General features: G+C 45.9%; 25 protein-coding genes. 20 read left to right on the forward strand and 5 right to left on the reverse strand.

All coding sequences use genetic code 11. From position 1 onward, the window contains the following. Position 1 precedes the first annotated feature (1 nt). Together cheA and AS006_RS04305 are read right to left on the reverse strand one after the other, a co-directional pair. Entirely contained in the window at positions 2–1,981 is a 1,980-nt protein-coding gene (gene cheA / locus AS006_RS04300) for a chemotaxis protein CheA (protein ID WP_101513116.1), read from the reverse strand. Continuing rightward, positions 1,978–3,204 carry a competence/damage-inducible protein A gene (locus AS006_RS04305; RefSeq protein WP_101513117.1) on the reverse strand — a complete coding sequence of 409 codons (1,227 nt, stop codon included), beginning with the start codon at positions 3,202–3,204 and terminating at the stop codon, positions 1,978–1,980. The genes cheA and AS006_RS04305 overlap by 4 nt, the downstream gene beginning before the upstream one ends. Positions 3,205–3,246: 42 nt before the next feature. Between AS006_RS04305 and AS006_RS04310 the strand changes: the two genes are divergently transcribed. Beyond that, positions 3,247–4,200, forward strand: coding sequence for a protein-L-isoaspartate O-methyltransferase (locus AS006_RS04310; protein ID WP_101513118.1), 954 nt, complete (start codon positions 3,247–3,249; stop codon positions 4,198–4,200). On the opposite strand, the gene AS006_RS04315 is transcribed toward AS006_RS04310, so the two are convergent. Next, entirely contained in the window at positions 4,164–4,841 is a 678-nt protein-coding gene (locus AS006_RS04315) for an ABC transporter ATP-binding protein (RefSeq protein ID WP_101513119.1), read from the reverse strand. The two genes, AS006_RS04310 and AS006_RS04315, sit on opposite strands and share 37 nt — an antisense overlap. Positions 4,842–4,847: 6 nt before the next feature. Continuing rightward, positions 4,848–7,403 carry an ABC transporter permease gene (locus tag AS006_RS04320; RefSeq protein ID WP_199167374.1) on the reverse strand — a complete coding sequence of 852 codons (2,556 nt, stop codon included), beginning with the start codon at positions 7,401–7,403 and terminating at the stop codon, positions 4,848–4,850. A 51-nt stretch (positions 7,404–7,454) separates the two neighbouring features. On the opposite strand from AS006_RS04320, the gene rsmG reads away from it, so the two are divergent. Genes rsmG through AS006_RS04415 form a run of 19 tightly spaced genes read left to right on the forward strand, consistent with a single transcriptional unit; the run spans position 7,455 to position 25,485 of the window. Further along, positions 7,455–8,144 carry a 16S rRNA (guanine(527)-N(7))-methyltransferase RsmG gene (gene rsmG / locus AS006_RS04325; protein WP_101513121.1) on the forward strand — a complete coding sequence of 230 codons (690 nt, stop codon included), beginning with the start codon at positions 7,455–7,457 and terminating at the stop codon, positions 8,142–8,144. Beyond that, positions 8,141–8,851, forward strand: coding sequence for a biotin/lipoate A/B protein ligase family protein (locus AS006_RS04330; protein WP_101513122.1), 711 nt, complete (start codon positions 8,141–8,143; stop codon positions 8,849–8,851). Before rsmG ends, AS006_RS04330 begins: the two co-directional genes overlap by 4 nt. A gap of 1 nt (position 8,852) precedes the next feature. Further along, complete coding sequence (gene rsmI, locus AS006_RS04335; protein ID WP_101513123.1) at positions 8,853–9,521, forward strand: 16S rRNA (cytidine(1402)-2'-O)-methyltransferase; 669 nt, start codon at positions 8,853–8,855, stop codon at positions 9,519–9,521. Positions 9,522–9,525: 4 nt separating this feature from the next. Beyond that, on the forward strand, positions 9,526–9,957 hold the full coding sequence (locus AS006_RS04340) for a MarR family winged helix-turn-helix transcriptional regulator (RefSeq protein WP_101513124.1): 432 nt from the start codon (positions 9,526–9,528) through the stop codon (positions 9,955–9,957). Positions 9,958–10,014: 57 nt separating this feature from the next. After that, positions 10,015–11,235 (forward strand): S-layer homology domain-containing protein, encoded by a 1,221-nt coding sequence (locus tag AS006_RS04345; protein ID WP_233185634.1) that lies wholly within the window; start codon positions 10,015–10,017, stop codon positions 11,233–11,235. 4 nt (positions 11,236–11,239) lie between these two features. Further along, a complete protein-coding gene (locus AS006_RS04350) occupies positions 11,240–11,998 on the forward strand; it encodes a patatin-like phospholipase family protein (protein ID WP_101513126.1) in 759 nt (252 codons plus the stop codon). Next, positions 11,986–12,744 carry a patatin-like phospholipase family protein gene (locus AS006_RS04355; RefSeq protein ID WP_101513127.1) on the forward strand — a complete coding sequence of 253 codons (759 nt, stop codon included), beginning with the start codon at positions 11,986–11,988 and terminating at the stop codon, positions 12,742–12,744. The genes AS006_RS04350 and AS006_RS04355 overlap by 13 nt, the downstream gene beginning before the upstream one ends. After that, a complete protein-coding gene (locus tag AS006_RS04360) occupies positions 12,741–13,358 on the forward strand; it encodes a hypothetical protein (protein ID WP_101513128.1) in 618 nt (205 codons plus the stop codon). The genes AS006_RS04355 and AS006_RS04360 overlap by 4 nt, the downstream gene beginning before the upstream one ends. After that, positions 13,358–15,949, forward strand: coding sequence for a CBS domain-containing protein (locus AS006_RS04365; protein ID WP_101513129.1), 2,592 nt, complete (start codon positions 13,358–13,360; stop codon positions 15,947–15,949). The genes AS006_RS04360 and AS006_RS04365 overlap by 1 nt, the downstream gene beginning before the upstream one ends. Before the next feature lies 1 nt (position 15,950). After that, on the forward strand, positions 15,951–17,498 hold the full coding sequence (locus AS006_RS04370) for an acyl-CoA carboxylase subunit beta (RefSeq protein ID WP_101513130.1): 1,548 nt from the start codon (positions 15,951–15,953) through the stop codon (positions 17,496–17,498). A gap of 9 nt (positions 17,499–17,507) precedes the next feature. Further along, the gene (locus AS006_RS04375) at positions 17,508–17,807 is read left to right on the forward strand and encodes an OadG family protein (protein ID WP_101513131.1); all 300 of its coding nucleotides are present in this window, start codon (positions 17,508–17,510) and stop codon (positions 17,805–17,807) included. Further along, entirely contained in the window at positions 17,780–18,193 is a 414-nt protein-coding gene (locus AS006_RS04380; RefSeq protein ID WP_101513132.1) for a biotin/lipoyl-containing protein, read from the forward strand. The genes AS006_RS04375 and AS006_RS04380 overlap by 28 nt, the downstream gene beginning before the upstream one ends. 13 nt (positions 18,194–18,206) lie before the next feature. After that, positions 18,207–18,659, forward strand: coding sequence for a chemotaxis protein CheW (locus tag AS006_RS04385; protein ID WP_101513133.1), 453 nt, complete (start codon positions 18,207–18,209; stop codon positions 18,657–18,659). A gap of 17 nt (positions 18,660–18,676) precedes the next feature. Beyond that, positions 18,677–20,059 carry a cysteine--tRNA ligase gene (gene cysS, locus AS006_RS04390; protein ID WP_101513134.1) on the forward strand — a complete coding sequence of 461 codons (1,383 nt, stop codon included), beginning with the start codon at positions 18,677–18,679 and terminating at the stop codon, positions 20,057–20,059. A gap of 11 nt (positions 20,060–20,070) precedes the next feature. After that, a complete protein-coding gene (gene glyA / locus AS006_RS04395) occupies positions 20,071–21,354 on the forward strand; it encodes a serine hydroxymethyltransferase (RefSeq protein WP_101513135.1) in 1,284 nt (427 codons plus the stop codon). Next, on the forward strand, positions 21,351–21,980 hold the full coding sequence (gene upp, locus AS006_RS04400) for a uracil phosphoribosyltransferase (protein WP_101513136.1): 630 nt from the start codon (positions 21,351–21,353) through the stop codon (positions 21,978–21,980). The genes glyA and upp overlap by 4 nt, the downstream gene beginning before the upstream one ends. Positions 21,981–21,996: 16 nt before the next feature. Beyond that, positions 21,997–24,129 (forward strand): ribonuclease R, encoded by a 2,133-nt coding sequence (gene rnr / locus AS006_RS04405; protein ID WP_101513137.1) that lies wholly within the window; start codon positions 21,997–21,999, stop codon positions 24,127–24,129. Then, positions 24,126–24,545, forward strand: coding sequence for a secondary thiamine-phosphate synthase enzyme YjbQ (locus AS006_RS04410; protein WP_015920273.1), 420 nt, complete (start codon positions 24,126–24,128; stop codon positions 24,543–24,545). The genes rnr and AS006_RS04410 overlap by 4 nt, the downstream gene beginning before the upstream one ends. A 7-nt stretch (positions 24,546–24,552) precedes the next feature. Next, the gene (locus AS006_RS04415) at positions 24,553–25,485 is read left to right on the forward strand and encodes a calcium/sodium antiporter (protein ID WP_101513138.1); all 933 of its coding nucleotides are present in this window, start codon (positions 24,553–24,555) and stop codon (positions 25,483–25,485) included. Here the strand turns inward: AS006_RS04415 and AS006_RS04420 are convergent. Beyond that, positions 25,482–26,336, reverse strand: a complete 855-nt coding sequence (locus tag AS006_RS04420; protein WP_101513139.1) for a FlgD immunoglobulin-like domain containing protein — start codon at positions 26,334–26,336, stop codon at positions 25,482–25,484. The two genes, AS006_RS04415 and AS006_RS04420, sit on opposite strands and share 4 nt — an antisense overlap. Positions 26,337–26,381: the final 45 nt, after the last annotated feature.

A 26,381-nucleotide genomic window follows, 5' to 3' on the forward strand; every position in this document is an offset into this window, starting at 1 on the left:
ATTATACAATACCAGAAACATTTATGATGAGAGCGATGCTGCCGTCACCGAGGATCGCCGCTCCGCTGAACTCTCTGACATCAGAGAACACCTTTCCGAGAGATTTTATAACGATGTCGTCTTGACCAAGAAGTTCGTCGACGATTATTCCGTATTTTCTGTTTCCTATTCTCACAATGACCGCTTCCATCTCTTCCTCTTCCCTTTCGTGTTCTATCTGGAGCACTTCCCAGAGTTTGTATACCGGTATCACTTCACCTCTTATTACTATCACGTCCTTGTCCTGTACTCTCTGTAAATCTCCTCTAGATATTCTGAGGGTTGTGTCGATGTTCGCTATTGGAATTGCGTAGACGAAGCTGTTAACTTTCACAAGGAGAGCCTGAATGATGGCGAGGGTGAGAGGTAATCTTATGGTGACTTTTGTTCCTTTGTCTTTCTCACTCTCTATGCTTATGCTTCCGTTCAAGGACTCAACAACATTCTTGACAACGTCCATTCCTACCCCTCTTCCGGACACTTCTGAAACCTTTTCTTTTGTGGAGAACCCCGGCAGGAAGAGGAAGTTGAGTATTTCTTGATCAGACAGGTTGGCAGCTTTCGACTCGTCCACGAGTCCCCTTTCTATCGCCTTTCTGAGGATTTTCTCTTTGTCTATTCCCCTTCCGTCGTCTTCGACCTCTATCACCACGTTGTTTCCCTCGTGACGAGCGGAAAGGATTAGAGTTCCCACAGGAGGTTTCCCTTTGGCTATCCTTTCTTCTTTCGGCTCAATACCATGATCTATGGCATTTCTCAGAAGGTGAAGGAGAGGCTCTCCTATTTCCTCCACGAAGGTTCTGTCGAGTTCCGTGTCTTCTCCTCTCATGATGAAGTTGACCTCTTTGTTCATCTTCTTCGCAAGATCTCTGACCATCCGAGGGAATCTGTTGAACACAAAGGCGATCGGGACCATCCTGATCTTCATCACGACATTCTGAAGGTCCAGAGTGATTCTGCTGAGCTGGGTTAGGCTTTCGTCTATTTCCTTTATGTTGTACTTTTTGAGCGTTTCCAGAATTCTACTTCTGGCTATGACGAGCTCTCCCATGAGGTCCATCAAAGTATCCAGTTTTTCTATGTCCACCCTGACGGTTTGAGAAACAACCTTCTTTCTGCTGCTCTCTTCTGCTTTTTCTTCTTTCTTCTCCGCTTCTTCAAAGGTGGTCTTTTTCTCCGTAACAGGAGTGACACTCTTCACGATGACCCTTTCTATGTCGGAGATGCTATTCAGGGCTTCAGAGAGCTTCTCCTGGTCGATGGGAGAAATGACGAACAACTCCACTTCGTTCTCGAACTTTTCTTCTTCTATGTCTTCCACCGAAGGAACGGTCTTTACAACTTCACACTTCAACTCTTCCAGCTTGTGGAAGACAAGATAGATCCTCGCAGATTTGAGCTGTGTTCCCTCCTTGAGGACGATCTTTACATAGAAGGTTTTGTACCCTTTATTTTTTGCTTCTTGGAAAACGTGAACTACCTCCTCTGGAAGGGCCATGGTCTCTTCTACTTCGTTTGAAGCTGGTATGGAACTTTTTTCACTCTCTTTCGATTCTCTTTCTGAAGGAACGAAACTCTTCATGGTATCAGCGAACACGTCGACGTTTTCTTCGATCTCATCGGATCCTTCGGATACGATCTTGTCAACCATTCTGGCGATCAAGTCCACTCCCGTGAAGATTCTGTCGAGAAGATCCGATGTTATCTTTATTTCACCGTTTCTGGCTTTGTCGAGAACGTTTTCAAGAGAATGGCAAAGCTTTGCCATGTTGTTGAATCCCATGGTTCCTGCCATACCTTTCAGGGTGTGAAGTGCTCGAAAAGCTTCATTTATCAATTCCATGTCCTCGGGATTTTCTTCAAGTTTCAACAGGGTATCGTTCAAACTTTGAAGGTATTCTCTTGTCTCATCGACAAACACTCCCAGATATTCTTCCATCATAGCTTTCCACGCTCCTTCAAATGTTTTCTCAGGTTCTCAAGAGCCATCATCGCTGAACGGGTTCTTATGGTGTTTCGATCACCAGAGAAATTATAACGTATCGTGACATGATCTTGTTCAAAAAGATCTATGAAGACGGTACCAACCGGTTTGGTGGGAGTTCCACCTGATGGTCCCGCGATTCCAGAAATGGCTACACATATGTCTGCTCCTGTGAGTTTTTTCAGCCCTTCTGTCATTTCCCGAACACACTGTTCACTCACAGCACCGTACTTTCTCAGAGTGCCTTCTTTCACCCCAAGGATGCTTTTTTTCAGGTCGTTGCTGTACGCCACCACGCCTCCTATGAAAACGTTCGATGCTCCCGGAACGTTCACTATGAGAGAAGAGAGCATGCCGCCTGTGCAGGATTCGGCAACAGCGAGTGTCTTTTTGTTCTCTTTCAAAAGTCTGACGACCACTTCTTCCATCTTTTCGTCGTTCATCCCGTAAAGGTACTCTCCCGTTTTTTCAATGATCTTTTCCACGAGTCCGTCTAGGAACTTTTTGTGCTCTACGCTCGTCGTCAATTTCAGTCTCACGCCTTCAACGTGATCCGCCATTGTGGCCACTTCCACTTTGTCCTGAGAGTACAGTATCTCCTTCAGGAGGTCTTCCAGAAGGGCCTCGGGTATACTGTAGTACTTCAGGATGACTTGATAAAGAGCGTGAGGAGTTTTCAAAAGCTCTTTCAAGGATTCGAACATGGGAATTAACTCTTTTGGTGGACCAGGAAACAAAATCACCCTTTTTCCATCCACTTCCAGAAGTTGGCCAGGCGCACTTCCAACAGGGTTGTCGATCACTTTCGCCCCTTCGATGACGAATGCCTGCCTTTCGATGTTGGATGGTATTTCAGAATGGTACTTTTTCACCTTTTCTTCGATTTTCTTCTTGAGCTCCTGATCGAGGAAGAGATCTCTGTTCAGAGCTTTTGCCACTGCCTCTCGTGTGAGATCATCTTTTGTAGGACCGAGTCCTCCTGTCAGTATCAAGAGGTGGACCTTCGAGAGGAGTGATCTAACCTCTTCGGCTATATCTTCGAGATGATCACCCACTGTGGAGATTTTTATCACTCTGTATCCAAGATTCTTCAATTCTTGGCAGAGAAACTGAGCGTTCTTGTTCAGAATCAGTCCTTCTAGAAGCTCACTTCCCACGGTGATTATAGCTGCTTTTTTCATCCGATCCCTCCTTTCAATGATATGATAGCATAGGGGGATGCCATGAAGGAAAGACTCTTCTGGATTTTGAAGAACTACGGAATAAGTGATCGTATCGCAAAAGCCTTTCTGGAGATACCTCGGGAGGGGTTTCTGGTAAAGCGGTATCCATCTTCCTATGTTTATGAGGACATAGTGCTCGTTTCGTATGATGACGGAGAGGTCTACAGCACTTCCAGCCAGCCTTCCTTGATGGCGATGTTCATGGAATGGGCAGGGCTGGATGAAGGGATGAAGGTTCTGGAAATAGGGGGTGGAACAGGGTACAACGCGGCTGTGATGAGCAGGGTCGTTGGAAAGAAAGGACTTGTTGTGACCATAGAGTATTTCGAGAAGGTTTGCAGAATTGCCCAGGAGAACATGAGACGTCTTGGAATAGAAAACGTTGTAGTTGTCTGTGGCGACGGGTATTACGGTGTTTCAGACCTTGCACCGTACGATGTAATACTCGCTACTGTTGGAGTGGATGAGGTACCGGAACACTGGTTTCGTCAGCTGAAAGACGGAGGAAGGGTGATTGTGCCTATCAACATGAAGCTTTCGGAAAGACAGCCTGCATTCCTGTTTGTGAAAAAAGGAAATTACCTTGAAGGTGGTTACAAGCTGGAAACAAGGTTCATAAAAGCAGGAGGAAATCTTGGAAATTTGCTGGAAAGGAACAGAAAACTTCTGAAAGATTTTCCCTTTCGAAAAGCGATTCAGGTTCCCCGACTCCATGTGTTTGTAGAACTGGTAGATCTTCTCACAAGAAGACTCACAAGAGTGAACGGGATCTTCTACTACGTAGGATCGGAAGGAGTGGTAGAGTTTCTAGATGATGAAATGAGGATTTACGGAGACGCTCCAGAAATCGAAAGTCTCCTTTTTCAGTGGGAAGAGTGTGGCTACAGAAGCTTTGAACACCTGGTTCTTCATATCGGCTACAACGTTCTCTCGCATATATCCTGTACGATCTGACCATCCCTTATTTTGATAACACGATCTGCCTTTTCTGCTATCCTCTCATCGTGTGTCACGACCACCAGGGTGGAGTTCTTTTTCATCTCCATGAGCAAATCTATGATCATGCTTCCTGTTTCACCATCGAGGGCACCGGTGGGCTCGTCTGCCCATATCACTTTCGGATTGTGGACAAGGGCCCTTGCTATGGCAACGCGTTGTTTTTCCCCGCCGGAGAGTTCTTCTGGAAACCTGTTCCACTTGTGAGCAAGTCCAACTTTTCTCAGAATATCGAAAGCACGTTCCTTTGCTTCCTTTCTGCTAACGCCTAAAATCAAAAGAGGAAGTTCAACGTTCTCGAGAGCTGTGAGGACAGGTACAAGGTTGAAAAATTGAAAGACAAATCCCATGTTTTTTGCTCTGAACCTTGTCCTTTCTTCTTCGGAGAGAGTGTAGAGATCTATCCCATCGATGATCACGGTTCCTTTCGTTGGACGATCCACACCAGAGAGGCAATTGAGAAGAGTGGTCTTTCCAGAGCCTGAGGGTCCCAGTATCACAACAAACTCTCCACTGTTTATCTTCAGATTTATCCCCTTGAGGGCAGTTACTCTGTCCCTTCTGTTATACTCTTTCCAGAGGTTTCGAACCTCAATCAACGCAGTTCACTCTCCTTCCTTCATGGCTTCAAGTGGTGATACCCTCGATATCATGTAGCTTGGAACAACCATGGCGATCGCGGCAAGCACAACAACGAACAGTATAGAAAGGATGATGGATTTTATCGGCAAGAAGGCTACAAAGGTACCCAAGTTTTCCGCCATCGTTTTTGTTATGGAAAGTCCCATTACGATACCAGAGACAGTTCCTATGATTATTCCTCCACCAAGGAAAGAAAAATGCTCCACAAGGAAAGCAAAGATCAACTGTGTTGATTTCAATCCAACCGCTCTGAGTGTTCCTAGAATTTTCACCCTGGAAAAGTACGACTTCAGAACGAAGAGAACAAGGCCGGTTGTGGCTGACAGGAAGCCAAAAAGGAAGATGAACTTGATAACGTTGACAAGTCCTTCTATTCCGCTGTATAACTTCCCAAGTTCTTCGTTTAGAAAGAATGGATAGAGAAATCTGGAAAGATAGAACCGTTTTATTTCACTGGCACTTTTTTCATCGGCCTTTCCCAGCAAAACCTCGAAACCTTTCACGTTTTCTGGCTTTTTTTCTTCGAGTGCGATCATATCAACGGGAACCAGGTAATCGTTTTTGTTGTATCTTCCCACCACCTTGAAACTCGCATTCTCTCTTCCTCCAAAGGGAAAAATGGATTTCAGGGTTCCTCGGATGGTTTCAGGAGCTGTTTCATAACCAACGAGTGCAGCATTGGACACCTTGAGATCTTCTATGTTCGTCACTTTCAATGTTGAGTGTTCAAGGAAAGAATAATCAACGTAAGCTATGAGCCTGTCTGTTTCTCCTATTCTCAAAATGTAGAGGTACGCTCGAGAAGGAAGTTCAAGTTTCTCATGAGCAGGTATGGAAGACTTAGAAAGAAAAGACCTGAACGGGTTTTCCAGAACAAGGAAATTGTATCCAAAAAGGCCATTTTTCACTTTTTCTTTAACGAATCGATCGGCACTGGCAGAGAGGATGTTGAAAACGGTAGATGTGAATATCAGAAGGGCAAAGGTCAGAGAGATCATCATGCCCTTTCTCGGAAATCGCTGAACGTAAGATAGACCGATCAAAAGGGGAAGATTTCCTTCGGATACCATACGATCCAGGACGTTCTTCGTAAGAAGAACCAATGAAAACACCAGAAGTGAAATTCCAGTGAATATGGAGGCTCCTTTACTCATCGAAGAAAGAAGAAAGAGCCTTTCCGACTGAGGATTCACGTTGATCAGAACACCAATGACGAGATCCATGACACCCATCATCATCAACAAAAATGCGTTCTTGAATTTCAAAGAGAGCGCAAGAGGAAGAAGTATCACAGAAAAGATACGAAGGCCTGAAAAAGGAATCAACATCAGGCTGACCATTATCATCAAGACGAATCTCTTTGTAGATACGTCCAAGCGATCTTCGAGATCATGGTAGATAGGTGGCTTTCTGGTGATATCTCTTGATTTGAGAGCAAATAGGACCATTGGAAAGGCAACGCCCAGTCCAAGGCCGATCAGAACGGTCTTTGGAGAGATGTGGAACACCACTCTGTCAATGTGAAGGAACGTGGTGGACATCGCATCGACCACTACTTGAAACTGATTCAAGAGGTATTTTCCCACGAAAGTTCCGAAGATCAAACCAAAAAAAGCAGCCATGGACGAGTACAGGAGCCCTTCCAAAAGCAATATACCCCACTCTTTCTTTTTTTGAATACCTATTTTCCTCAGCGTAACGAGAGTGAAGTTTCTGTCCCTCATCACGTCTTCACAAAACATGTAGAAAACCAGAAAACCAACGAATATGGACATTCCGGAGAACGCGAGCGTCACGTAAGTGAGAGATCTATTGACAGGTGATTTCAGAAAGTTGTGCTTTATTTTCCTCACTCTCAAACTGGTTTCGATGGATATCTTTTCATGCTCATCCAATGGCAGGCCGTAATGAAGATAACATTTGGTGGGATAATTGCTGTCTGGAAAGTCTTTCAGGTGGATGAAAACGGTTCCTGGTAGACTTGCCATCTCTCCTTTGAAGTTCAAAAAACCGTTCTCTCCTATTTCCTTTACGATGAAATCCTTGTTACCTGTGGAGAAAATGAGTGTGATTCTTTCTCCTATCCTTAAGTTCAGAGCGTCTGCTAAGGATTTTCCAACTATTACTTCACCGGGATTCAGCTGGATGTCTTTGCCCACAAATTGACCAAGTTCATCGGGCTTCACGCCGATCACAAGGACATCCAGTCCATCCAGTCTGGCCGATCCTTCTGAGACAGGAAGTACCCTTTCTACTTGTTTTCTAAGAAGTTCTATTTCTTCGTTTTTAATCTTGGTTGTCAAAAAATCGAAGAAAAGAAAAGAAGGACTCTTCGGTTCTGCGACAGCATCTGCAACTCCGAAATTTTCCTCTATTCTTTCCTGCTTCCATGCATTTATCGAGTCGGAAAGCGTTAATGACCCTATCACCAATGAAAGACTGATGGCCAGTCCCAGAACAACAATGAAAGATGTTTTCAGATTTTTTGTGAAATTCCTTATGGCAATCTTGAGAACCACACACGTTCCCTCCAGTATGAAATGTTAGAATTCTTTTCGGAGGTGCTCTGAATGGACTTTCTGAGAAGCGTGCTTCAGGAGTACGGCGTTCGCTTTGAAGAATCACAAGTAGAAAAAACCCTTCGTTATCTCAACGAACTCCTGAATTCACCGCACAACCTCACTGCCCTCAGGTCATTAGACTCCGCTGTTCACAAAAACGTTGCAGAGATACTCATCCCTTTGAAGAATGAAAACCTGAGGGGATCACTCATCGATGTGGGATCGGGTAACGGGGTCCCAGGGCTTATTTTAGCGATATTTTTCCCGGAACTCAAGGTGACGCTTCTGGATTCCAGAGAAAAGGCCGTGCGATTTCTGGAACACGTCGTCAGGAAACTCAATCTCGAAAACGTTGTGGTGGTAAAGGAAAGAGCCGAAAACTTCTCAGGGGAGCACCGGGAAGAGTACGATTACGCGACGGCAAGAGCAGTGGCACGCTTGAACACTCTCGTGGAAATATGTGCACCGGCCGTCAGGATAGGAGGGAAACTGCTCTTTTACAAAGGACCTTCTTTTGAAGAGGAATTGAAGGAGGCAAGAAAAGCCCTCGATGAACTGAAGGTCGAACTGGAGGAGGTAAGAAGGTACACTCTGAAAACGGGTGAACAGAGGTGTCTTCTGGTGCTCAGAAAGACGGATCGATCTCCTGAGAAGTACCCAAGGAGGGTGGGGATACCATTCAAGCGTCCCTTGTTGTGATTGAAAAGGGTGTCTTTCCTGGTTCTTTGAACATGGCCATAGACAGTCTGATGGCAAAATGGGTGTGGGTTGAAAAGAGGCCGTTTTTCAGGATATACGGTTGGAAAAATCCGACAGTTTCTCTAGGAAGATTTCAGAAAGAAGATGGTTTGAGAATACCAGAAGGTGTGGATTTTGTGAGAAGACCATCTGGCGGTCGGGCGGTTCTTCACCACATGGAGATCACATACTGTCTTGCCGTTCCAAGAGGAAATTCCTTCGGTGAACTGTCTGTTCTTGAGTTTCACAGACTGGTTCATAGTGTGATAAAGGATGCCCTTCGTGAATTGGGTGTTCCCGCGGTACTCTCAGATGGAAAGCGTGGAAATACCGCATTCTGCTTTGATGCGTCTTCGAAATACGAAATTGTGGTCGATGGAATGAAGATCGTCGGAAGTGCCCAGTTCAGAACGAAAAATGCCATCGTTGAACACGGTTCGATCGTTCTGAAACAGAGCAAAAAGCTTTTGAGAGAGATCTTTGGAGAAAGCGTTCTCCAGGTGGGAGGTCTTCTGGAGATGTACGATGTTGATGTGGTTCTTCTGGAAAAAACACTCGTGAGAAGTTTTGAAAAGCTTTTTGGTCCTTCTGTTCGAATACAGCTGAGTGATGATATGTTGAAGGAAGCACACGAGCTTTCTGGATTCTTCGAGATGAGGAGGAGATAGTTTGGGAAAACTCATCGTTGTGGGAACACCCATAGGGAATCTGGAGGACATCACCATCAGGGCTTTGAAAACGCTCAGAAGTGTTGATTTGATACTCGCAGAGGACACCAGAAGAACGATGGTACTTTTGAACAAGTATCGAATAAAAAAACCCCTTCTTTCCTTCACTGATAAAAACTCAAGAAGAAGGATAAAAGAAGTCCTTCCACTCCTGAAAGAAGGAAAGACCGTGGCACTTGTGAGTGATGCAGGTATGCCAGTGATTTCGGATCCCGGGTACAATCTCATAGAGGAGTGCTGGAAAAGCGGAATAGAGGTGGATGTGGTACCAGGACCCAGTGCGCTGACCAGTGCCGTTGCCGTGAGTGGTTTTCCCGGGTCCAAATTCATCTTTGAGGGTTTTCTTCCACGCGGGAAGAACAGAAGAAGACTTCTCAGAACGCTGAAAGAGGAGAAAAGGCCCATCGTCTTTTTCGAATCTCCAGAGAGACTCATCTCCACTCTGAAGGACATTCTCGAGATACTGGGAGATCGGGAAATATTCATCGCCAGGGAGATGACCAAAATGCACCAGGAGTTTTTCAGGGGGAAAGTGAGTGAGGCACTCGAGCACTTCGGGAAGAAGGAAATCCTTGGCGAAATCACGGTGATACTCTCTGGAAAGAGGTGAAAGAATGAAACAACCATTCGAGAGGGTACTGAGGGAGATCTGTTTCATGGTGAAGGTGGAAGGAAGAAAGGTGCTGAAGGATTTTGGAATCACCCCTGCACAGTTTGACATCTTGCAAAAGATATACTTCGAAGGCCCGAAAAGGCCGGGAGAACTCAGCCTCCTTCTGGGAGTTGCAAAAAGCACCATAAGCGGCCTTGTCAAAAGACTGGAAACGGACGGTTACCTCACAAGGACACCGGACGCCACAGACGGAAGGGCTTATCTTCTGGACATAACCAAAAAGGGAGAAAAAGTCATAGAAAAAGTCATAGAAAGAAGGGAGAACTTCATAGAAAAGATCACGAGTGAACTTGGACAAGAAAAAGCCGAAAACATTCTAAGGATTCTCAAAGAACTGAAAGACATCATGGAAAAGAATTTTTCCAAACAGTAAACTCTATCTTCATGAGGTGTTTTCAAGGATGCTTTAAGGTTGAAGAGGGAGGTGAAGGTGTTGAAGAGAATCTTCCTTGCTGGGCTGTTGATCATCGCCCTTTCCCTGGCTGGCCAGGACATAAAAGATGTGGAACCTGACTCGCCATTTTTTGAAGCTGTGAAGTACGTTGTGGATTCAAAACTCATGGAACTCGATGAAAACGGAAATTTCCGGGGGGCTCTTCTGGTCACAAGATACGATATAGCACAGTACATATACAGGCTCGTTATGAGATTCGAATTGGAAAAGCTCAGGGAAAAGATCTCCCTCTTGGATGAACTCGATATCATCAAGGCAGCCACCATAGCACTGGATGAGAGGACAAAGAAACTAGAAGAGGACTACAAATTAATGGATACTAGGATAGAAGATGTGATGTCGAGAATAACCTCCAGCGCGAGTGACCTTTCTGAGCTGGAGGTAAAGGTTAACTCCCTCGAAGATGCTTACAGGAATCTTTCTCTTGCTTTTGCCAGTTTCAAGCAGGAAACAGGAGGATTTGACACGGAGATATTGAGAAGAATAGACACAGTTGAAAAGAGGTTGCAAGAGCTTGAGAAGATTTCCGGTGAACATTTTTCCAGGTTAGGAGTAATAGAGGATAGCCTGAAAAGAGCAGAAACCATGCTCTCAAATTTAGAAGAGACGGTCACAAAACTTGGGACCGAAACACAGAATCTTCTTGCCTGGAAGAAGGATGCAGGTGGTGATATTCTCCTCCTGAAAGGAAAGGTGGAGAGTCTGACAAAGCACCTTAACGAGACTACAGAGAATGTAAAATCGCTCTCTTCGGATCTTGTGAAATTGAGGGAGGTGCTCCTTCAAAACATCTCGGATGTCTCTGGTAGAACATCCAGCCTGGAGGCAAAGCTGGCAGATCTTGAAAACGAAATCTCTCAGGCTTCTGAGAGAATACTCGATCTTGAAAGCAAATTAGCGACAGTTGAGAAGGGGCTAGAAACGTTGTCTTCTCGCACCTCGAACCTGGAAAAGGCACAGGTGGAATACCAGATGGCTGAATCCAGTCTGGAAAGGGAAGTGAAGGATCTCAAACAGCAGGTTGCCGCTCTTTCGGACAGATTGCAGAGTGTTTCATCGGACGTGAGAACGTTGACTCAGAAACTTGCAGAAGAAGAGAAGAAAACTCAGGAAATTCCTGTCAACACGAATCTGTTGATGATGATCGGTGTGGGAGCACTTGCGATCGTACTGGGAATCTTACTGTTATCAAGGTGATAGGATGGTGAGAGGAATTGCTTTTGCCGCTGGAGGTGTCAAAGGAGCGGCTCATCTTGCGCTCCTTGAGAGAACGGGCGACGTCTTCGATGTAGTGACAGGGTCATCCATTGGCTCGATCGTTGGGGCTCTGTATGCCCTGCACGGAGATCCCAGCATAGTCAGGGAGATCACCTTCTCCATCATGAAAAAGCACCTTCAGGATTTGAAGAAGACTGAGAGTGAAGGTACGTGGAGAGGGATATTCCAGAGGTCACTTTTCAAAGCGGATATTCTGTTTTCTGTTCTCAAAGAGGTGTTTGGAAGAAAGAAGTTTTCCGATTGCAGGAAGAAACTGGGAGTTGTGGTCTTCGACACGGAGAACATGGAGTCTCTCCTGGTAACAGAAGGTTTCCTCATAGATGCGGTTGTTGCAAGTAGTTCCGTTCCAGGCTACTTCGAGCCAATCTGGCTAGGAGGAAATCCCGTCCTGGACGGGGGTGTGCTTTCTCCAACTCCTGTGTCACAGGCCAGAGACCTGGAAGCGGATTTTGTCGTTGCGTCCACCTTCAGCAGAAAAAAGGGCGAAAAGTTCAAGAACCACTTTGAGATGTTCTTTGCAATGGACAGGTGGAAGGAGATCATACTGGAACAGGAAGAGCTCTCTCAAGCAGACTTTGTGGTGGTTCACAACGTGAACGAGTCATGGAACGAGTTCGAAAAGTACTATGAAATTTACAAAAAAGCCCTCGAAGATTTGAAAGGGGTGAAATGGCCCTGGTAATTTCTTTCGGTGGAGAAAACGGAGCGTACCTAGGAAGCATTGGTGTGTTGAAGGCATTGAAGGAGATAGGAGAAGATGCTGTAGCGGTGAGATGCTGTGGTATATCCTCTGTTCCGTGTGGACTGTTTTTCCTCACGCGCTCTTCCAACAGGACATATTCCATCTTGGTGAAAGAATGGAAGAATCTGGAAAAGCTTCTGAGTCCTTTTTTTTCAAGAGGAATCGACAGGTTTTCCATGTTCGATGTTCTCAGAATTTTGATGAGAGTGGGAGATAGCCTGAACGGAGTACGAAACCACGAACGCCTTTACAGATACGTGGATAAACTCTTTCCTGCACAGAAGATACCGAGAGGTCTTGAAATCTGGGTTTTCGATCTTCTGGATGGTAAAGAGGTGGTGTTTGGAGAAGGAAGTGACCTGAGAGAGGCGGTGAAAGCATCTCTTTCTTTTCCTATTCTCTATCGGCCATACAGAGATAGGTACGTTTCACTCCCATGGGTTACCGGTGTACCAGAAGGGGATGTGATCGTGTCCTTTGAACTGAAAGAAGAAGAGCATTCCTACCGAAACGCCCTCGATTACCTCTTTCTCTCAACGATCGCACGAACAAAGAAGATAGAAAAGACAAGAATGGAAAGAGCAAAACAGGTTTTGAAAGTGGAATGTTCTTCCTTTTCTCCTGTGCTCACCACACGACGAGCTTACGAAAGAACCTTGAAGCTTTTTGGGAGGGTGGAGAAATGAAGAAGTTCGTAGTGATGCTTCTTGTTTTTGTGAGTTTTTTGGTGTTTCCGAAAACGATACACATAAAGGCGGATTTTGTGAAACCTTCCGAGGAAGAGATAGAATACTCCGGAAACGTCTTTCTTGAAATAGAAGAAGAAAGTTTCACATTACAGGCGGAAAGTCTTGTTGTAAGAAAACTTTCTGGAAAGTGGAGAATCACAGAGGCGAGTTCTTCTGTGACTGTAACACTGGAAGACGGTGAGATCTCTGGAGAGAGTCTTGTGTACGATGTGGAAACAAGGGAAGGAACCATCACAGGAAACGTAGTTGGTAACTTTCAGGATAGATCCAGTACGGAAACCATCCTCGTCAATTGTCATGAACTCGTGTTCAACCTAGAAGAGAATGTTTTCATCGGATCTGGAAACGTACAGATCAAAAGGGGAGCAGTGGAGGCTTTCTGCGGGAGTTTCGTCTACAGAAGAAGTGATGGGATCATAGAACTTGTTGAAGAGGTTGATTTGAACGACACTGAGAAGAACCTCAAGATGAAGGCCGACAAAGTGGTTATGGATCTTGAAGCTGACACGATGGAAGCAATGTCCGTTTCTGTCACTCTAGAGGTGGAATGATGAAGGTCATCACCACGCACAGATCACCGGATTTCGATGCTTTTGCTTCATGCGTAGCGGCAAAAAAACTTTTTCCCGATCACACCATCGTGTTGCCAGGGAATCCAGCAAGGAACCTTTCCGAGTTTCTGAAGATATACTCCGATCGATTTGAATTTCTCTGGGAGCATGAGTTTGATGGCGACGTTTCGGAACTCGTCATCGTCGATACTTCATCCCTCGATCGAATACCAGAAAGGATCAGAGAAAAGATACAGAACACGAAAATAACGGTCTTCGATCATCACGTTGAGGAAAGTACTCTCAACGGTGTAGTGGATAGAGTGGGAGCCACCATCACCCTTCTTGTTGAGCTTCTCATGAAAGAGGGAATCTCCATAGATGCTACTGAGGCCACCCTTTTCATGATAGCGCTCTACGATGATACAGGAAATCTTCTTTTTTCTTCGACAACTCCGCGTGATCTTGAAGTTGCGAAATTTTTGCTGGAAAACGGAGCAAAGCTCGACGAGGTAGCACTCTACACGAAAGAAGAACTCACATCGCAGCAGATGGAACTACTGAACACGCTACTCGAAAACGCTCGTGAATACGAAGTGAACGGTATTCCCGTGACCATATCAACAGCTGAGTATGAAGGTTTCTTGGGTGGTTTGGGGCTGGTTGTGAGCAAGGCATGGGAAATGAGTGGTAGCGAGACGTTCATTGCAGTCGTGAAGATGGGGAAAAAGGTGTACGTTGTGGGAAGAACGTCTTCTCCTGATGTGGATCTTGGTTCGCTGATGAAAAGTCTTGGAGGAGGAGGCCATACAAGGGCAGCGTCAGCAACGATCGTCGGAAAAGAGCCAAAAGAGGCCTTCAGTGAGATCTTGAGCAGATTGCACGATCACGTGGTGCCCGTTCTTAGAGCAAAGGATATCATGTCGTCTCCTGTGAAGGTTGTTCTTGCAGACATGACGATCAAGGAAGTGAACAGATTGATGGAACAGACAGGTCACAACGGTTTTCCTGTGGTGGAAGGAAACAAACTGGTGGGTATTGTGACGAAAAAAGCAGTTGACAAGGCGATGAACCACAACCTGGGAGACAGACCTGTGAAATCTATCATGACATCAAATCTCGTGGTAGCAACACCCGACACCCCTGTGACGAAACTGAGAGAACTCATGGTGGAAAACGCCATAGGCAGAATACCCATATTGGAAAACGGTATTCTCGTTGGAATCGTGACCAGAAGTGATGTACTGAGGGCAATATTCGGAAAGCCGTTCAAGAAGTACGTAAGACCTGTCTTCAGGGAAAATGGTCAGATCTTCAGGAACGTAACGGATCTTCTGATAAAACGTGTAAAGCCACAGCTACTCAACCTCTTCAGACTCCTTGGAAAATTTGGAGACGAGGTGAACATGCCAGTTTACGCTGTGGGCGGATTCGTGAGAGATTTGCTCCTTGGGATAGAGAACCTCGACATAGACATTGTGGTGGAAGGAAACGCTATGGAATTTGCGGAGTACGCACGAAGGTTTTTGCCTGCAAAGTTGGTAAAACACGAAAAATTCATGACCGCTTCTCTTTTTTTAAAAGGTGGTTTGAGAATAGACATCGCCACCGCCAGGATGGAATACTATGAATCTCCTGCCAAATTGCCGGACGTTGAGATGAGCACGATAAAAAAAGATCTCTACAGGCGTGACTTTACGATAAACGCTATGGCCATAAAGCTAAATCCTGGTGATTTCGGATTGCTCGTGGATTTCTTCGGTGGGTACAGAGATCTGAAAGAGGGCATCATTCGCGTTCTACATACCCTCAGTTTTGTGGACGATCCCACCAGGATTCTCCGTGCCATCAGGTTCGAACAAAGGTTTGATTTTCGCATAGAAGAAACAACAGAAAGGTTGCTGAGACAGGCGGTCGAAGAAGGGTACCTCGAGAAAACAACGGGTGCCCGCATAAGACAGGAGATAGAGAAGATACTCGAAGAAAAGAATCCGCTGAAATCCATCAGGAGAATGGCCGAATTCGACATAATAAAGCACCTTTTTCCGAAAACCTACTACACACCCGCCATGGACAAAAAGATGGAAAACCTCTTCAGGAACATACCCTGGGTAGAGGAAAACTTCGGTGAAGTCAATAAATTCTACGCGGTCCTTCATGTATTCCTTGAGTTTTACGACGAGGAAAACTGGGAGAAGGTAAAAAAGAGATACTCTCTCAAGAAAAATCTGATAAATGAGGTAAAACATGTGGAAAAGAGTGCTCTTGCTCTTTTAGAAATGCTCAAAGAGGGTGTGCCGACGTCTTTTATATATCCTCTCGTAAAGGGTGTCAGCCGTGAAACGATATGCCATTTCCTGGCTTACCTTGAGGGAGAAGAGGAGGAGAGATTCAAGGCTCATCTACTCAGGATCAGAGACACAAAGCTTGAGAAGGTAGATGGGAACTATCTCATCGAAAAGGGTATCAAATCCGGTAAAATAATTGGAGAGGTGTTGGAGAGAGTCCTCATGAAGAAGCTCGATGGTGATACAAGAGATGAGGAAGAGATACTGAGAGAAATTCTTGCATCACTGGAAATGGAGGGATAGAATGAGTCTGAAAGAGAGGCTGGAAGATTTGAAGAAAAGAGAAAAAGAGATAGAACAGGGTGGAGGACCAGAAAAGGTTGAGAAACAGCATCGCGCGGGGAAACTTACCGCATGGGAGAGATTGGAATTACTCCTTGATCCTGGATCCTTTGTGGAGATAGACAAACTCGTTGAACACAGAAACACCTACTTTGGACTGGATAAGATGAGACTTCCAAGAGATGGTGTCATAACAGGAATAGGGGAGATAAACGGAAGAAAAGTGGCCGTTTTCTCCCAGGACTTCACCGTGATGGGTGGATCTCTAGGAGAGATGCACGCAAAGAAGATAGTGAAACTGCTCGATCTTGCTCTGAAGATGGGAATTCCTGTTGTGGGAATAAACGATTCAGGTGGTGCTCGTATACAGGAGGGAGTGGATGCGCTCGCTGGATACGGTGAGATATTCTTCAGGAACACCCTAGCATCGGGGGTGATTCCACAGATCACCGTGATAGCGGGGCCCTGTGCTGGGGGAGCCGTTTACTCTCCCGCACTCACCGATTTCATCGTGATGGTCGATCAAACAGCGAGGATGTTCATAACGGGCCCAAACGTGATAAAGGCGGTGACCGGTGAAGAGATCTCCCAGGAAGACCTCGGAGGTGCTATGGTTCACAACCAGAGGAGCGGGAACGCCCACTTTCTGGCAAACGACGATGAAAAGGCGATGGAACTCGTAAGGAAACTTCTCTCTTATCTTCCTTCCAACAACGCAGAGGAACCCCCCATCGAAAACCCAGATCTAGAACTTGAAATGTCCGAAGATATCCTAGATGTTCTACCCGACAATCCGAACAAGGGCTACGACGTGAGAGAAATTATCAGAAGGGTAGTCGATCACGGTGAATTTTTCGAGGTTCAACCGTACTTTGCAAAAAACATTGTGATCGGTTTTGGGAGAGTGCAAGGAAGAGTGGTAGGAATAGTGGCGAATCAGCCTTCAATCCTTGCTGGTGTTCTGGACATCGATTCCTCAGATAAGGCGGCTCGTTTCATAAGGTTTCTCGATGCTTTCAACATTCCAATATTGACCTTTGTGGACACGCCCGGGTACCTCCCGGGTGTTGCACAAGAACACGGTGGTATCATTAGGCACGGAGCAAAACTGCTTTACGCTTACAGCGAGGCAACATCTCCAAAGATCACGGTGATTCTGAGGAAAGCCTATGGTGGAGCGTACATTGCCATGGGTAGCAAACACCTGGGAGCCGATATGGTCCTTGCTTGGCCCACCGCCGAGATCGCCGTCATGGGACCAGAAGGTGCAGCGAACATCATTTTCAAAAAAGAGATTGCATCTTCTTCAAATCCTGAAGAAACCAGGAAGAAACTCATTGAAGAATACAAAGAGCAGTTTGCAAATCCCTACATAGCAGCGAGCAGGGGATACGTGGATATAGTGATAGATCCGCGGGACACAAGAAAGTACATAGCGAAGGCTCTTGAAGTATGTGAAACGAAAGTTGAGTACAGACCGAAGAAGAAGCATGGAAACATCCCACTGTGAGGTGAGTCGATGGTTCAAATATTCGTTTTCGGTATCGTGGCTGTTTTTCTGGTTTTTCTGGTACTGTTTTTCTTCTCTGTATTTTTGAAATTTTTCTCAAAACGCGAGCGACCCACCACCGTGGAAGAAAAGCCACGTGGAATAGAAGAAGAGGTCATTGCGGTGATATCGGCGGCCGTTGCACAGGTGATTGAGGGAGAATACAGGATCGTCTCTATAAAGCGAAAGACAGACAGACGTAGGTTTGAGGCATGGAAAAAGAGCGGATGGAGGAGGAGAAGATGGTCAGAAGGTTCCGAGTGGTGGTGAATGGAAAAGAATACATTGTTGAAGTGGAAGAGATTGGAAATCCCAAGAAGACTCAGGAAAGGCCGAAAACAAATCCTACAAATACCAGATCTTCCACTGTGGCGGTAGAGAAAAAAGAGATACGGAAGCCAGAGCCAGAAGTCGTTGAAAGAGAGGAAACATCAGGTGGTGAAGAAAAACTCGTTAAAGCACCAATGGCGGGAATCGTTCTGAAGATCCTGGTGAGAGAAGGACAGGGAGTGAAGGTTGGTGACAAACTGCTTGTTTTCGAAGCCATGAAGATGGAAAACGAACTCCAGTCGGAGTTTTCCGGTACGGTGAAGGAGATACTTGTGAAAGAAGGAGAGAACATAGAAACCGGCCAGGTGCTCATGAAGATTGTGTGAAGGGGGGAAAGGAATGGAACTGAAAGTGGTGACCTTCAAACTGGGAAATCAGGTGTTCGGCGTGGACATCATGAAAGTCGAAAGTATCGTTGAGGTGGAAAAAATCGTGCCTGTGCCTGAGACAGCAGAATTCATCGAGGGTGTGATGAACCTGAGGGGAAAGATCGTACCGGTGGTGAACCTCAGAAAGAAGTTCAAAATGCCAGATATGGAGGACAAGAGCAGGGCGAAGATCATTGTTGCCATGGTCAAAGATACACAAGTCGGCTTTCTTGTTGATGACGTGAGTGAAGTTCTAACCCTCACAGAGAAAGATGTGGAGCAGCCCCCTCAGAATCTCGCTGGTAGGGGAAAGGATTACATCCTTGGTCTTGCAAAGGTGAGAGACGATATTGTAATCATTCTGAATATAGAAGAGATTCTCACATCGGAGGAACTGGTGGAAATCAGCAACATCAACGTGTGAAATTCGGAGGTGTGTGAATGAGGATAACGAATACCCTGACTGGGAAAAAAGAAGAGTTCGTTCCCTTACAACCCGGAGTTGTAAGAATGTACGTGTGTGGGCCTACCGTTTACGATCTGATACACGTGGGAAACGCCCGGCCCGCGGTTGTTTTCGACGTGTTCAGAAGGTACCTCGAATACAGGGGTTACAGGGTGATCATGGTTCAAAACTTCACAGACATAGACGACAAGATCATAAACAAGGCCAATCAACTCGGTGTTGATCCTAAAATGGTGGCAGATACCTTCATAGCTGAGTACTGGAGAGATGCTCACGCGCTTGGAATAAGGCCTGCGAACTTTCATCCCAGAACCACCGATTTTATCGATGACATAGTTGATATCATAGAAAAACTAGTTGAAAAAGGGTACGCTTATCGAACAGAAACAGGTGTTTACTTTAACGTGAGAAAGTTCAAAAAATACGGTGAGCTCTCGAAGAAGAAGATCGAAGACCTCATCGCCGGTGCCAGAGTTGAGGTGGACGAGACGAAGAACTTCCCACTCGACTTTTCACTTTGGAAAACGGCTAAGCCGGGGGAACCGTGCTGGAGCTCCCCTTGGGGTGACGGAAGGCCAGGCTGGCACATAGAGTGTACCGTCATGTCAGTGAAAATCCTGGGTGAAAGTTTTGACATCCACGCGGGAGGAGAAGACCTAATATTCCCCCACCATGAAAATGAAAAGGCCCAGGCTGAAGCTCTGACGAACAAAGATTTTGCGAAGTACTGGATGCACAACGGAATGGTGAGGTTCCTCGGTGACAAGATGAGCAAATCGACAGGAAACATATTCACCGTTCGCGAAGCTGTGAAAAAGTACGGAAGAGACGGCTTAAGATACATGATCCTTTCAAAACATTATCGCTCTCCCATGGATTTCTCAGAGGATCTTTTGAGTGATTATTCAAAAGCGACACGACGCGTTTGGGAAATCCTCAGAAGATATGAAAGCAATGGTGTCACCGGCATTCCAAAAAGAAACGCCCTTTACGAAGAGTACGTAAACAGGTTCGTGGAGGCACTCGACGATGACTTCAACACACCAGTGGCCGTATCCATCCTTTTTGAGCTTGCAAAAAGGTTGAGCAAATCTATGGACGAGGGTGATCAGGAAGGTGCTCTCCTCTTCTATCATCTCATCAGGAGAGAGTTCGGGCCAGTTCTTGGTTTGTTCGATCTGAACGAAGAGAAGAGAGAAATTGCGGGTGAGTCTCTCCTCAGGATATTGATAGAGGTGAGGGAGACTTTGAGAAAAGAGAAAAGGTACGATCTTTCCGACTGGATCAGAGATCGTCTTAAAGAGAATGGAATCATCCTGAGGGATACTCCTTCGGGGACAGAATACAGTGTCGAGTGAGGTGATTTTCTGTGTGGGAACACGTAAGGAAAGTGGATCCAGAAATCTACGAGGTGCTGGTAAACGAGCTCAGAAGACAGGAATACGGACTTGAATTGATCGCCTCAGAAAACTTTGCATCTCTTGCCGTTATAGAGGCCATGGGGAGCGTGCTCACCAACAAGTACGCAGAAGGATATCCTGGAAAGAGGTACTACGGCGGATGTGAATGGGTGGACAGAGCAGAGGAACTTGCCATAGAGAGGGCAAAGAAGCTGTTCGGTGCAGAGTTTGCAAACGTTCAACCTCATTCTGGCTCACAGGCGAACATGGCGGTCTATCTGGCTCTTGCACAACCTGGAGACACGATCATGGGAATGTCGCTCTCGCACGGAGGTCACTTAACACACGGGGCACCCGTGAACTTCTCCGGCAGGATCTTCAAAGTGGTCCACTACGGAGTCAATCTGGAAACCGAAACGATAGATTACGATGAGGTGAGAAGACTGGCTCTGGAACATAGACCAAAGATCATCGTCGCAGGTGGTAGTGCCTACGCTCGAACGATCGATTTCAAAAGGTTCAGGGAGATCGCTGACGAGGTGGGAGCCTACCTGATGGTGGACATGGCACATTTTGCTGGGTTGGTTGCCGCAGGAATCCATCCGAATCCCGTTGAGTACGCTCACGTGGTGACTTCCACTACCCACAAAACCCTCAGGGGACCAAGAGGAGGACTGATCCTCACCAACGATCCAGAGATTGCCAAAGCCGTGGATAAAACGATCTTTCCCGGAATTCAGGGTGGGCCTCTCATGCACGTCATAGCAGCCAAGGCTGTGTGTTTCAAAGAAGCGATGAGTGAAGAGTTCAGAGAATACCAGAAGCAGGTTGTGAAGAACGCAAAGAAGATGGCGGAGGAGATGAAGAAAAGAGGATACAGAATCGTCTCCGGTGGAACCGACACACACCTGTTCCTCGTGGATCTCACCCCGAAAGACATAACAGGAAAAGCCGCAGAAAAAGCCCTCGAAAACTGTGGGATCACGGTGAACAAGAACACCATTCCGAACGAGAAGAGATCTCCCTTCGTTGCAAGTGGTATAAGGATCGGAACTCCTGCCGTCACCACACGTGGAATGAAGGAAAAAGAGATGGAGGAAATAGTGGAGCTGATAGATCTTGTTCTCTCCAACATCACGGATGAAAAAGGAACGGTGAAACCAGATGTTCAGGAAGAAGTATCAAAAAGAGTAAGAAAACTCTGTGAGAGGTTTCCGCTCTATCGGGACAAAATCGAAGGGGTGGAAATATGAAGAATCTGGTTGTGGTGGACCATCCGCTCATAAAACACAAGTTGACGATCATGAGAGACAAAAACACTGGTCCAAAAGAGTTCAGAGAACTTTTGAAAGAGATCACACTTCTTCTTTCGTACGAAGCAACAAGACATCTGAAGTGTGAAGAAGTAGAGGTGGAAACTCCGATCACGAAGACGGTAGGATACCGCATAAACGACAAGGACGTCGTAGTGGTTCCCATACTCAGAGCAGGGCTTGTGATGGCGGATGGTATACTGGAACTGCTCCCGAACGCTTCGGTGGGACACATAGGAATATACAGAGATCCCGAGACCCTTCGTGCCGTGGAGTACTACGCCAAGCTTCCCCCTCTAAACGGTGATAAAGAGGTTTTCCTTCTGGATCCCATGCTTGCAACGGGGGTTTCCTCTATAAAAGCACTCGATATCTTGAAGGAAAGCGGTGCCAGGAAGATCACTCTGGTTGCCCTGATCGCTGCACCAGAGGGAGTGGGGGCGGTGGAGGAGAAACACGAAGATGTTAAGATATACGTTGCCGCTCTGGATGAAAGACTGAACGACCATGGTTACATCGTACCCGGACTTGGGGATGCAGGGGACAGGCTTTTCAGAACAAAGTGAAGGAGAAGGTGAACACATGAGTTTGAAAAAAGAAGTGGAAAGGTTCATCCTATCAGAAGATTACAAACCGATGGTTTTGAAAGAGATCTACAAAAGATTCAAAGCGAAAACAAGAGAGAAAAGAAGGAAGATCAGAGAGGTTGTGAAAAAGCTCGAAAGGGAAGGAAAGATATTCAGAGACAGCAAGGGAAGGTACAGGAAGTTCGGTGAAGATCTGAAGGTTGGAACCATAGAGTTCACGCGCAGTGGATACGTTGCTTTTGTTATCACGGACGAATTCGAAGAGATAGCAGTGCCAGTTGAGGATACAAAGTACGCCATGCACAAAGACAGAGTGGTGGTCGAAATAACAGGTATCTGGCGAGGGCTTCCAAGGGGACGTGTTGTGAGAGTCCTCGAAAGGGGCTTGAAGAGAGTCGTTGGTGTCTTCGATCACAAGGGAACCTTTGGATTTGTTGTGCCCGACGATCCAAAGATCGCCTACGATTTCTACGTTGCTCCCGAGAACATCGACGGGGCAAAACCGAATCAAAAAGTGATAGCAGAGATTCTGAAGTACCCTTCTCCTGGAAGAAATCCAGAGGCAAAAATAGTGAAGGTTTTGGGAGACCTGGACGATCCATCCATAGATCTTCCCAGTGTGATAGTGAAGCACGACCTCCCAGAGCCAGGAGAGTTTCCTGAAGAAGTTTTGAGAGAGGCAAATGCAATACCTTCAAGGGTGAGAAAGAAAGATCTTGAAGGAAGAAGGGATTTGAGAAACAGAGTGATCGTCACCATAGATGGAGAGGATGCCAAAGACTTCGACGATGCCATCTCGGTGGAAAAGCTTCCGAACGGAAATTACCTTCTGGGCGTTCATATAGCGGACGTTTCCCACTACGTGAAAGAAGGATCCGCTCTGGATCAGGAAGCACTCAAACGGGGAACGAGCGTCTACCTCATAGACACTGTCATACCGATGCTTCCGTTCAGACTCTCCAATGGAATATGCAGTCTTGTAGAGGGAAAAGACAGGCTCACGATGAGTGTGGAGATGGAGATAGACCGGGAAGGTCGTGTTGTAAAATACGATGTTTTTCCCAGCGTGATAAGAAGCAAAAAGAGAATGATCTATGAGAGAGTGAACGAGTTTTTGAAGGATCCTTCTTCTATGAAGGAATACGAACCTTTCAGTGAACTCATATACAACGCTGTAGAGCTTGCTGAGATCTTGAGAGAAGCAAGAAGGAAAAGAGGTGCCATACTCGACATAGAAAGCGATGAGGTGAAGATTATATACGACGAAAATGGACAGGTAGTGGACATCGTTCCCAGAAGAAGGGGTGTTGCAGAGAGACTGATAGAGGAGTTTATGATAAGGGCAAACGAAACGATTGCGGAGATCTTCGATCATGCCGGACTTCCTTTCATGTACCGAGTCCACGAAGAGCCCGATCCTGAGACGATCTTTCAGTTGAAGAACTACCTCGAGGCGATGGGAATAAAAGCAAAGTTCTCACATAATATACATCCTGGGATGCTTCAGAAACTCCTCGAAAAGGTGAAAGACCATCCTCTGAGAAGTAGTGTGGAACGACTTCTTGTTCGATCGATGAAAAGAGCTATGTATTCTGCTGTGAACATCGGACACTTTGGGCTCGCCTCTTATGCTTACACACATTTCACCTCTCCCATAAGAAGGTATCCAGACCTCGTCGTTCACAGGCTTTTGAAGTTGTATCTTGAACAAAAAGGATACTTCACTCCCGAGCAGATCGACAAATTCTCTAAAGTACTTCCGAAGATCGCAAAACACTGCAGTCGAAGGGAAAGAGTAGCGGACGAGGCAGAATGGGACCTCATCGCCATGAAGAAGGTAGAGTACATCTCGCGTCATATAGGAGAAGTGTTCGATGTGGTGGTTACAAACGTCACAAAATTCGGTCTCTTTGTAGAAATCCCAGAAAAGAGCATCTCTGGACTCATTCACATATCAACGCTCGACGATTACTATTACTACGATGAATCGAGAAACATGCTTATTGGAAGAAGAAAGGGACGGATCTTCAGACTCGGAGATGTTCTGAAAGCAAAGGTTGTGAGGGCTGACAAGATAAGAGGAGAAATAGATTTCGAACTCGTGGAAAAGGAGGAGAAAGAAGAATGAAATCCTACAGGAAAGAGCTCTGGTTTCACACAAAGAAGAGAAGAGAATTCATCAACATCACACCCCTCCTAGAAGAGTGTGTAAAAGAGAGTGGTATAAAGGAAGGACTCCTCCTGTGCAACGCTATGCACATCACGGCAAGTGTTTTCATAAACGACGATGAACCGGGTCTTCACCACGATTTCGAAGTGTGGCTTGAAAAACTCGCACCAGAGAAACCTTATTCCCAGTACAGGCACAACGACACAGGTGAAGACAACGCGGATGCTCATCTGAAACGAACAATCATGGGAAGAGAAGTGGTCATAGCGATCACAGATGGAAAACTGGATCTGGGCCCATGGGAGCAAGTCTTCTACGGCGAATTCGACGGAATGAGACCGAAGAGAGTTCTAGTTAAGATCATCGGGGAGTAATGAAGCCGTGGAATTTTTTCTGACCGGCCTTGGGATAGCCATATTGGTTCTCGGCGCAAATTGGCTTGTAGAGGGAGCTTCCTCTCTTGCTTTGAGACTTGGAATCTCCAAGCTGATAGTAGGTCTTTCGGTTGTGGCTTTTGGGACATCTCTTCCGGAACTTGTCTCTTCACTCGTTTCTGCTTCGAAAGGTTACACAAGTATTGCCATTTCTAACGTGGTTGGGAGCAACATAGCGAATGTGGGGCTTTGTCTCGGTCTTGCTGCTCTCTTCAGAGCAGTTCCCGTCAAAAAAAGTACAATCAGATCCGAACTACCTTTTATGATCCTGTCGACGATTTCTTTCATCAGTCTCTTTCTGAAAAACAGCTACCTCTCGTGGCATGATGGAGTAGTTTTCCTTTCCTTCATGGTGATCTTCATGTACTACTTGATCACCTCTGCAAAGGATGTGATAGAAGAGGAGATGGAGGAGATAAAGGAACAAAAGAGTGTTCCTTTGAGCGTTGTCATGATATCAGGTGGAATTTTGGCACTCTGGTTCGGTGGGAACCTTGCCATAGAGAACGTCGTAAAAATAGCCCGAAATTTCGGTCTTTCCCAGACATTTGTTGGACTCACCATCGTAGCCGTAGGAACTTCTCTTCCAGAACTCGTGGTCAGCGTTGTTTCGACGGTGAAGAAAGAAAGCGACATACTCGTTGGAAACATCGTAGGAAGCAACGTCTTCAACATACTGTTCATACTTGGTGTGAGTTCTTTCTTCAACAAACTGACCGTGGACGTTTCTAACTACACCATAGATCTGGTGTTCTTGCTTGCCACATCACTTCTGGTGCTTGTGTTTTCAGCTTCAAGAAAAAAGATATCTCGTTTTGAAGGATTATCACTCCTTCTCGTTTACTCTTTTTACATCTATCTTGTTGCAAGCAGAGGTTAATGGATGAAGAGCAAAAGAAGTACTATCAGCAGAGTGGAACCTATGAAGAGCTCTTTAAAGTAAGTGTACTTGCTTCTATCGACTATCACTTCCTGCTCCACAGATTGAATTTCATTCTCCGTTGTTGCTATGACTCTGACCTTGTACCTTCCATCTGGGACTCCTTTCCCGTTCCAGGTAATCTTGTTTGTTCCTTCAGATCCTGTGAGCCTTCGTGACCAGACAACTTCTCCCTGATCGTCCAGCACTTCTATCCTCAGATCTGCCGGTTTGGATAGGTACACATAGAAAGTTGTTTGATCCTCGTACCAGTCGCCGTTCGGGGAGAACTTTTTCGGTTCTATTTTCAAGTTCAGTTCAAGCACCTTTTCCTCGAGAAAGATGTTCAACGTGTTTTCGCTTCTAGGTTTCACTTGAACCGTCAAGGCTTTTTCCTTATAACCTTCCGCTTTGAAGGTGAGAGTCACCGTTCCAGCTGGAACATAAAGAACGTCTTTCACACTGTATATCTTTCCCAGATACATGCCTTCGGCGTATACTTCAACAGGGTAAACATTCGAAAACACCCTCAGGGCACCAGCTTCCCTCAGATTGGCAAAGATCACGAACTCTCCTGGGCTTGTGATGATGATTTCACCCTCAAAGGGAACGTACCAGGTCTTCTTCACTGTCACGACGAACTTTCCTGAAGAGTTCAGCGTTAGAACCAGCTGACCGGTTACGTCCACCGTTCCCACGTAATTTCCGTTTATGAAAACCTGAGAGAGGGGTTCTGAGTACACTACGAGAACGTAATTACCCGCCATCACAGTGGCCGCCAGAATGAGAAAGATCGGCAAAAACTTTCTCATAATTTCACCTCCTGACTCTATTTTACACGAGATTGGAGGTCAAAT

Source organism: Thermotoga sp. SG1 (assembly GCF_002865985.1).
Lineage (GTDB): Bacteria > Thermotogota > Thermotogae > Thermotogales > Thermotogaceae > Thermotoga.

What these genes read in the sequence shown, in the direction of transcription:
- cheA (WP_101513116.1), bottom strand. Translation starts at nt 1,981, where the DNA reads ATGATGGAAGAATATCTGGGAGTGTTTGTCGATGAGACAAGAGAATAC.
- AS006_RS04375 (WP_101513131.1), top strand. Translation starts at nt 17,508, where the DNA reads ATGGTTCAAATATTCGTTTTCGGTATCGTGGCTGTTTTTCTGGTTTTT.
- AS006_RS04410 (WP_015920273.1), top strand. Translation starts at nt 24,126, where the DNA reads ATGAAATCCTACAGGAAAGAGCTCTGGTTTCACACAAAGAAGAGAAGA.
- rnr (WP_101513137.1), top strand. Translation starts at nt 21,997, where the DNA reads ATGAGTTTGAAAAAAGAAGTGGAAAGGTTCATCCTATCAGAAGATTAC.
- AS006_RS04355 (WP_101513127.1), top strand. Translation starts at nt 11,986, where the DNA reads ATGGCCCTGGTAATTTCTTTCGGTGGAGAAAACGGAGCGTACCTAGGA.
- AS006_RS04350 (WP_101513126.1), top strand. Translation starts at nt 11,240, where the DNA reads ATGGTGAGAGGAATTGCTTTTGCCGCTGGAGGTGTCAAAGGAGCGGCT.
- AS006_RS04420 (WP_101513139.1), bottom strand. Translation starts at nt 26,336, where the DNA reads ATGAGAAAGTTTTTGCCGATCTTTCTCATTCTGGCGGCCACTGTGATG.
- AS006_RS04310 (WP_101513118.1), top strand. Translation starts at nt 3,247, where the DNA reads ATGAAGGAAAGACTCTTCTGGATTTTGAAGAACTACGGAATAAGTGAT.
- AS006_RS04340 (WP_101513124.1), top strand. Translation starts at nt 9,526, where the DNA reads ATGAAACAACCATTCGAGAGGGTACTGAGGGAGATCTGTTTCATGGTG.
- AS006_RS04305 (WP_101513117.1), bottom strand. Translation starts at nt 3,204, where the DNA reads ATGAAAAAAGCAGCTATAATCACCGTGGGAAGTGAGCTTCTAGAAGGA.
- AS006_RS04380 (WP_101513132.1), top strand. Translation starts at nt 17,780, where the DNA reads ATGGTCAGAAGGTTCCGAGTGGTGGTGAATGGAAAAGAATACATTGTT.
- AS006_RS04360 (WP_101513128.1), top strand. Translation starts at nt 12,741, where the DNA reads ATGAAGAAGTTCGTAGTGATGCTTCTTGTTTTTGTGAGTTTTTTGGTG.
- upp (WP_101513136.1), top strand. Translation starts at nt 21,351, where the DNA reads ATGAAGAATCTGGTTGTGGTGGACCATCCGCTCATAAAACACAAGTTG.
- cysS (WP_101513134.1), top strand. Translation starts at nt 18,677, where the DNA reads ATGAGGATAACGAATACCCTGACTGGGAAAAAAGAAGAGTTCGTTCCC.
- rsmG (WP_101513121.1), top strand. Translation starts at nt 7,455, where the DNA reads ATGGACTTTCTGAGAAGCGTGCTTCAGGAGTACGGCGTTCGCTTTGAA.
- AS006_RS04370 (WP_101513130.1), top strand. Translation starts at nt 15,951, where the DNA reads ATGAGTCTGAAAGAGAGGCTGGAAGATTTGAAGAAAAGAGAAAAAGAG.
- AS006_RS04385 (WP_101513133.1), top strand. Translation starts at nt 18,207, where the DNA reads ATGGAACTGAAAGTGGTGACCTTCAAACTGGGAAATCAGGTGTTCGGC.
- AS006_RS04365 (WP_101513129.1), top strand. Translation starts at nt 13,358, where the DNA reads ATGAAGGTCATCACCACGCACAGATCACCGGATTTCGATGCTTTTGCT.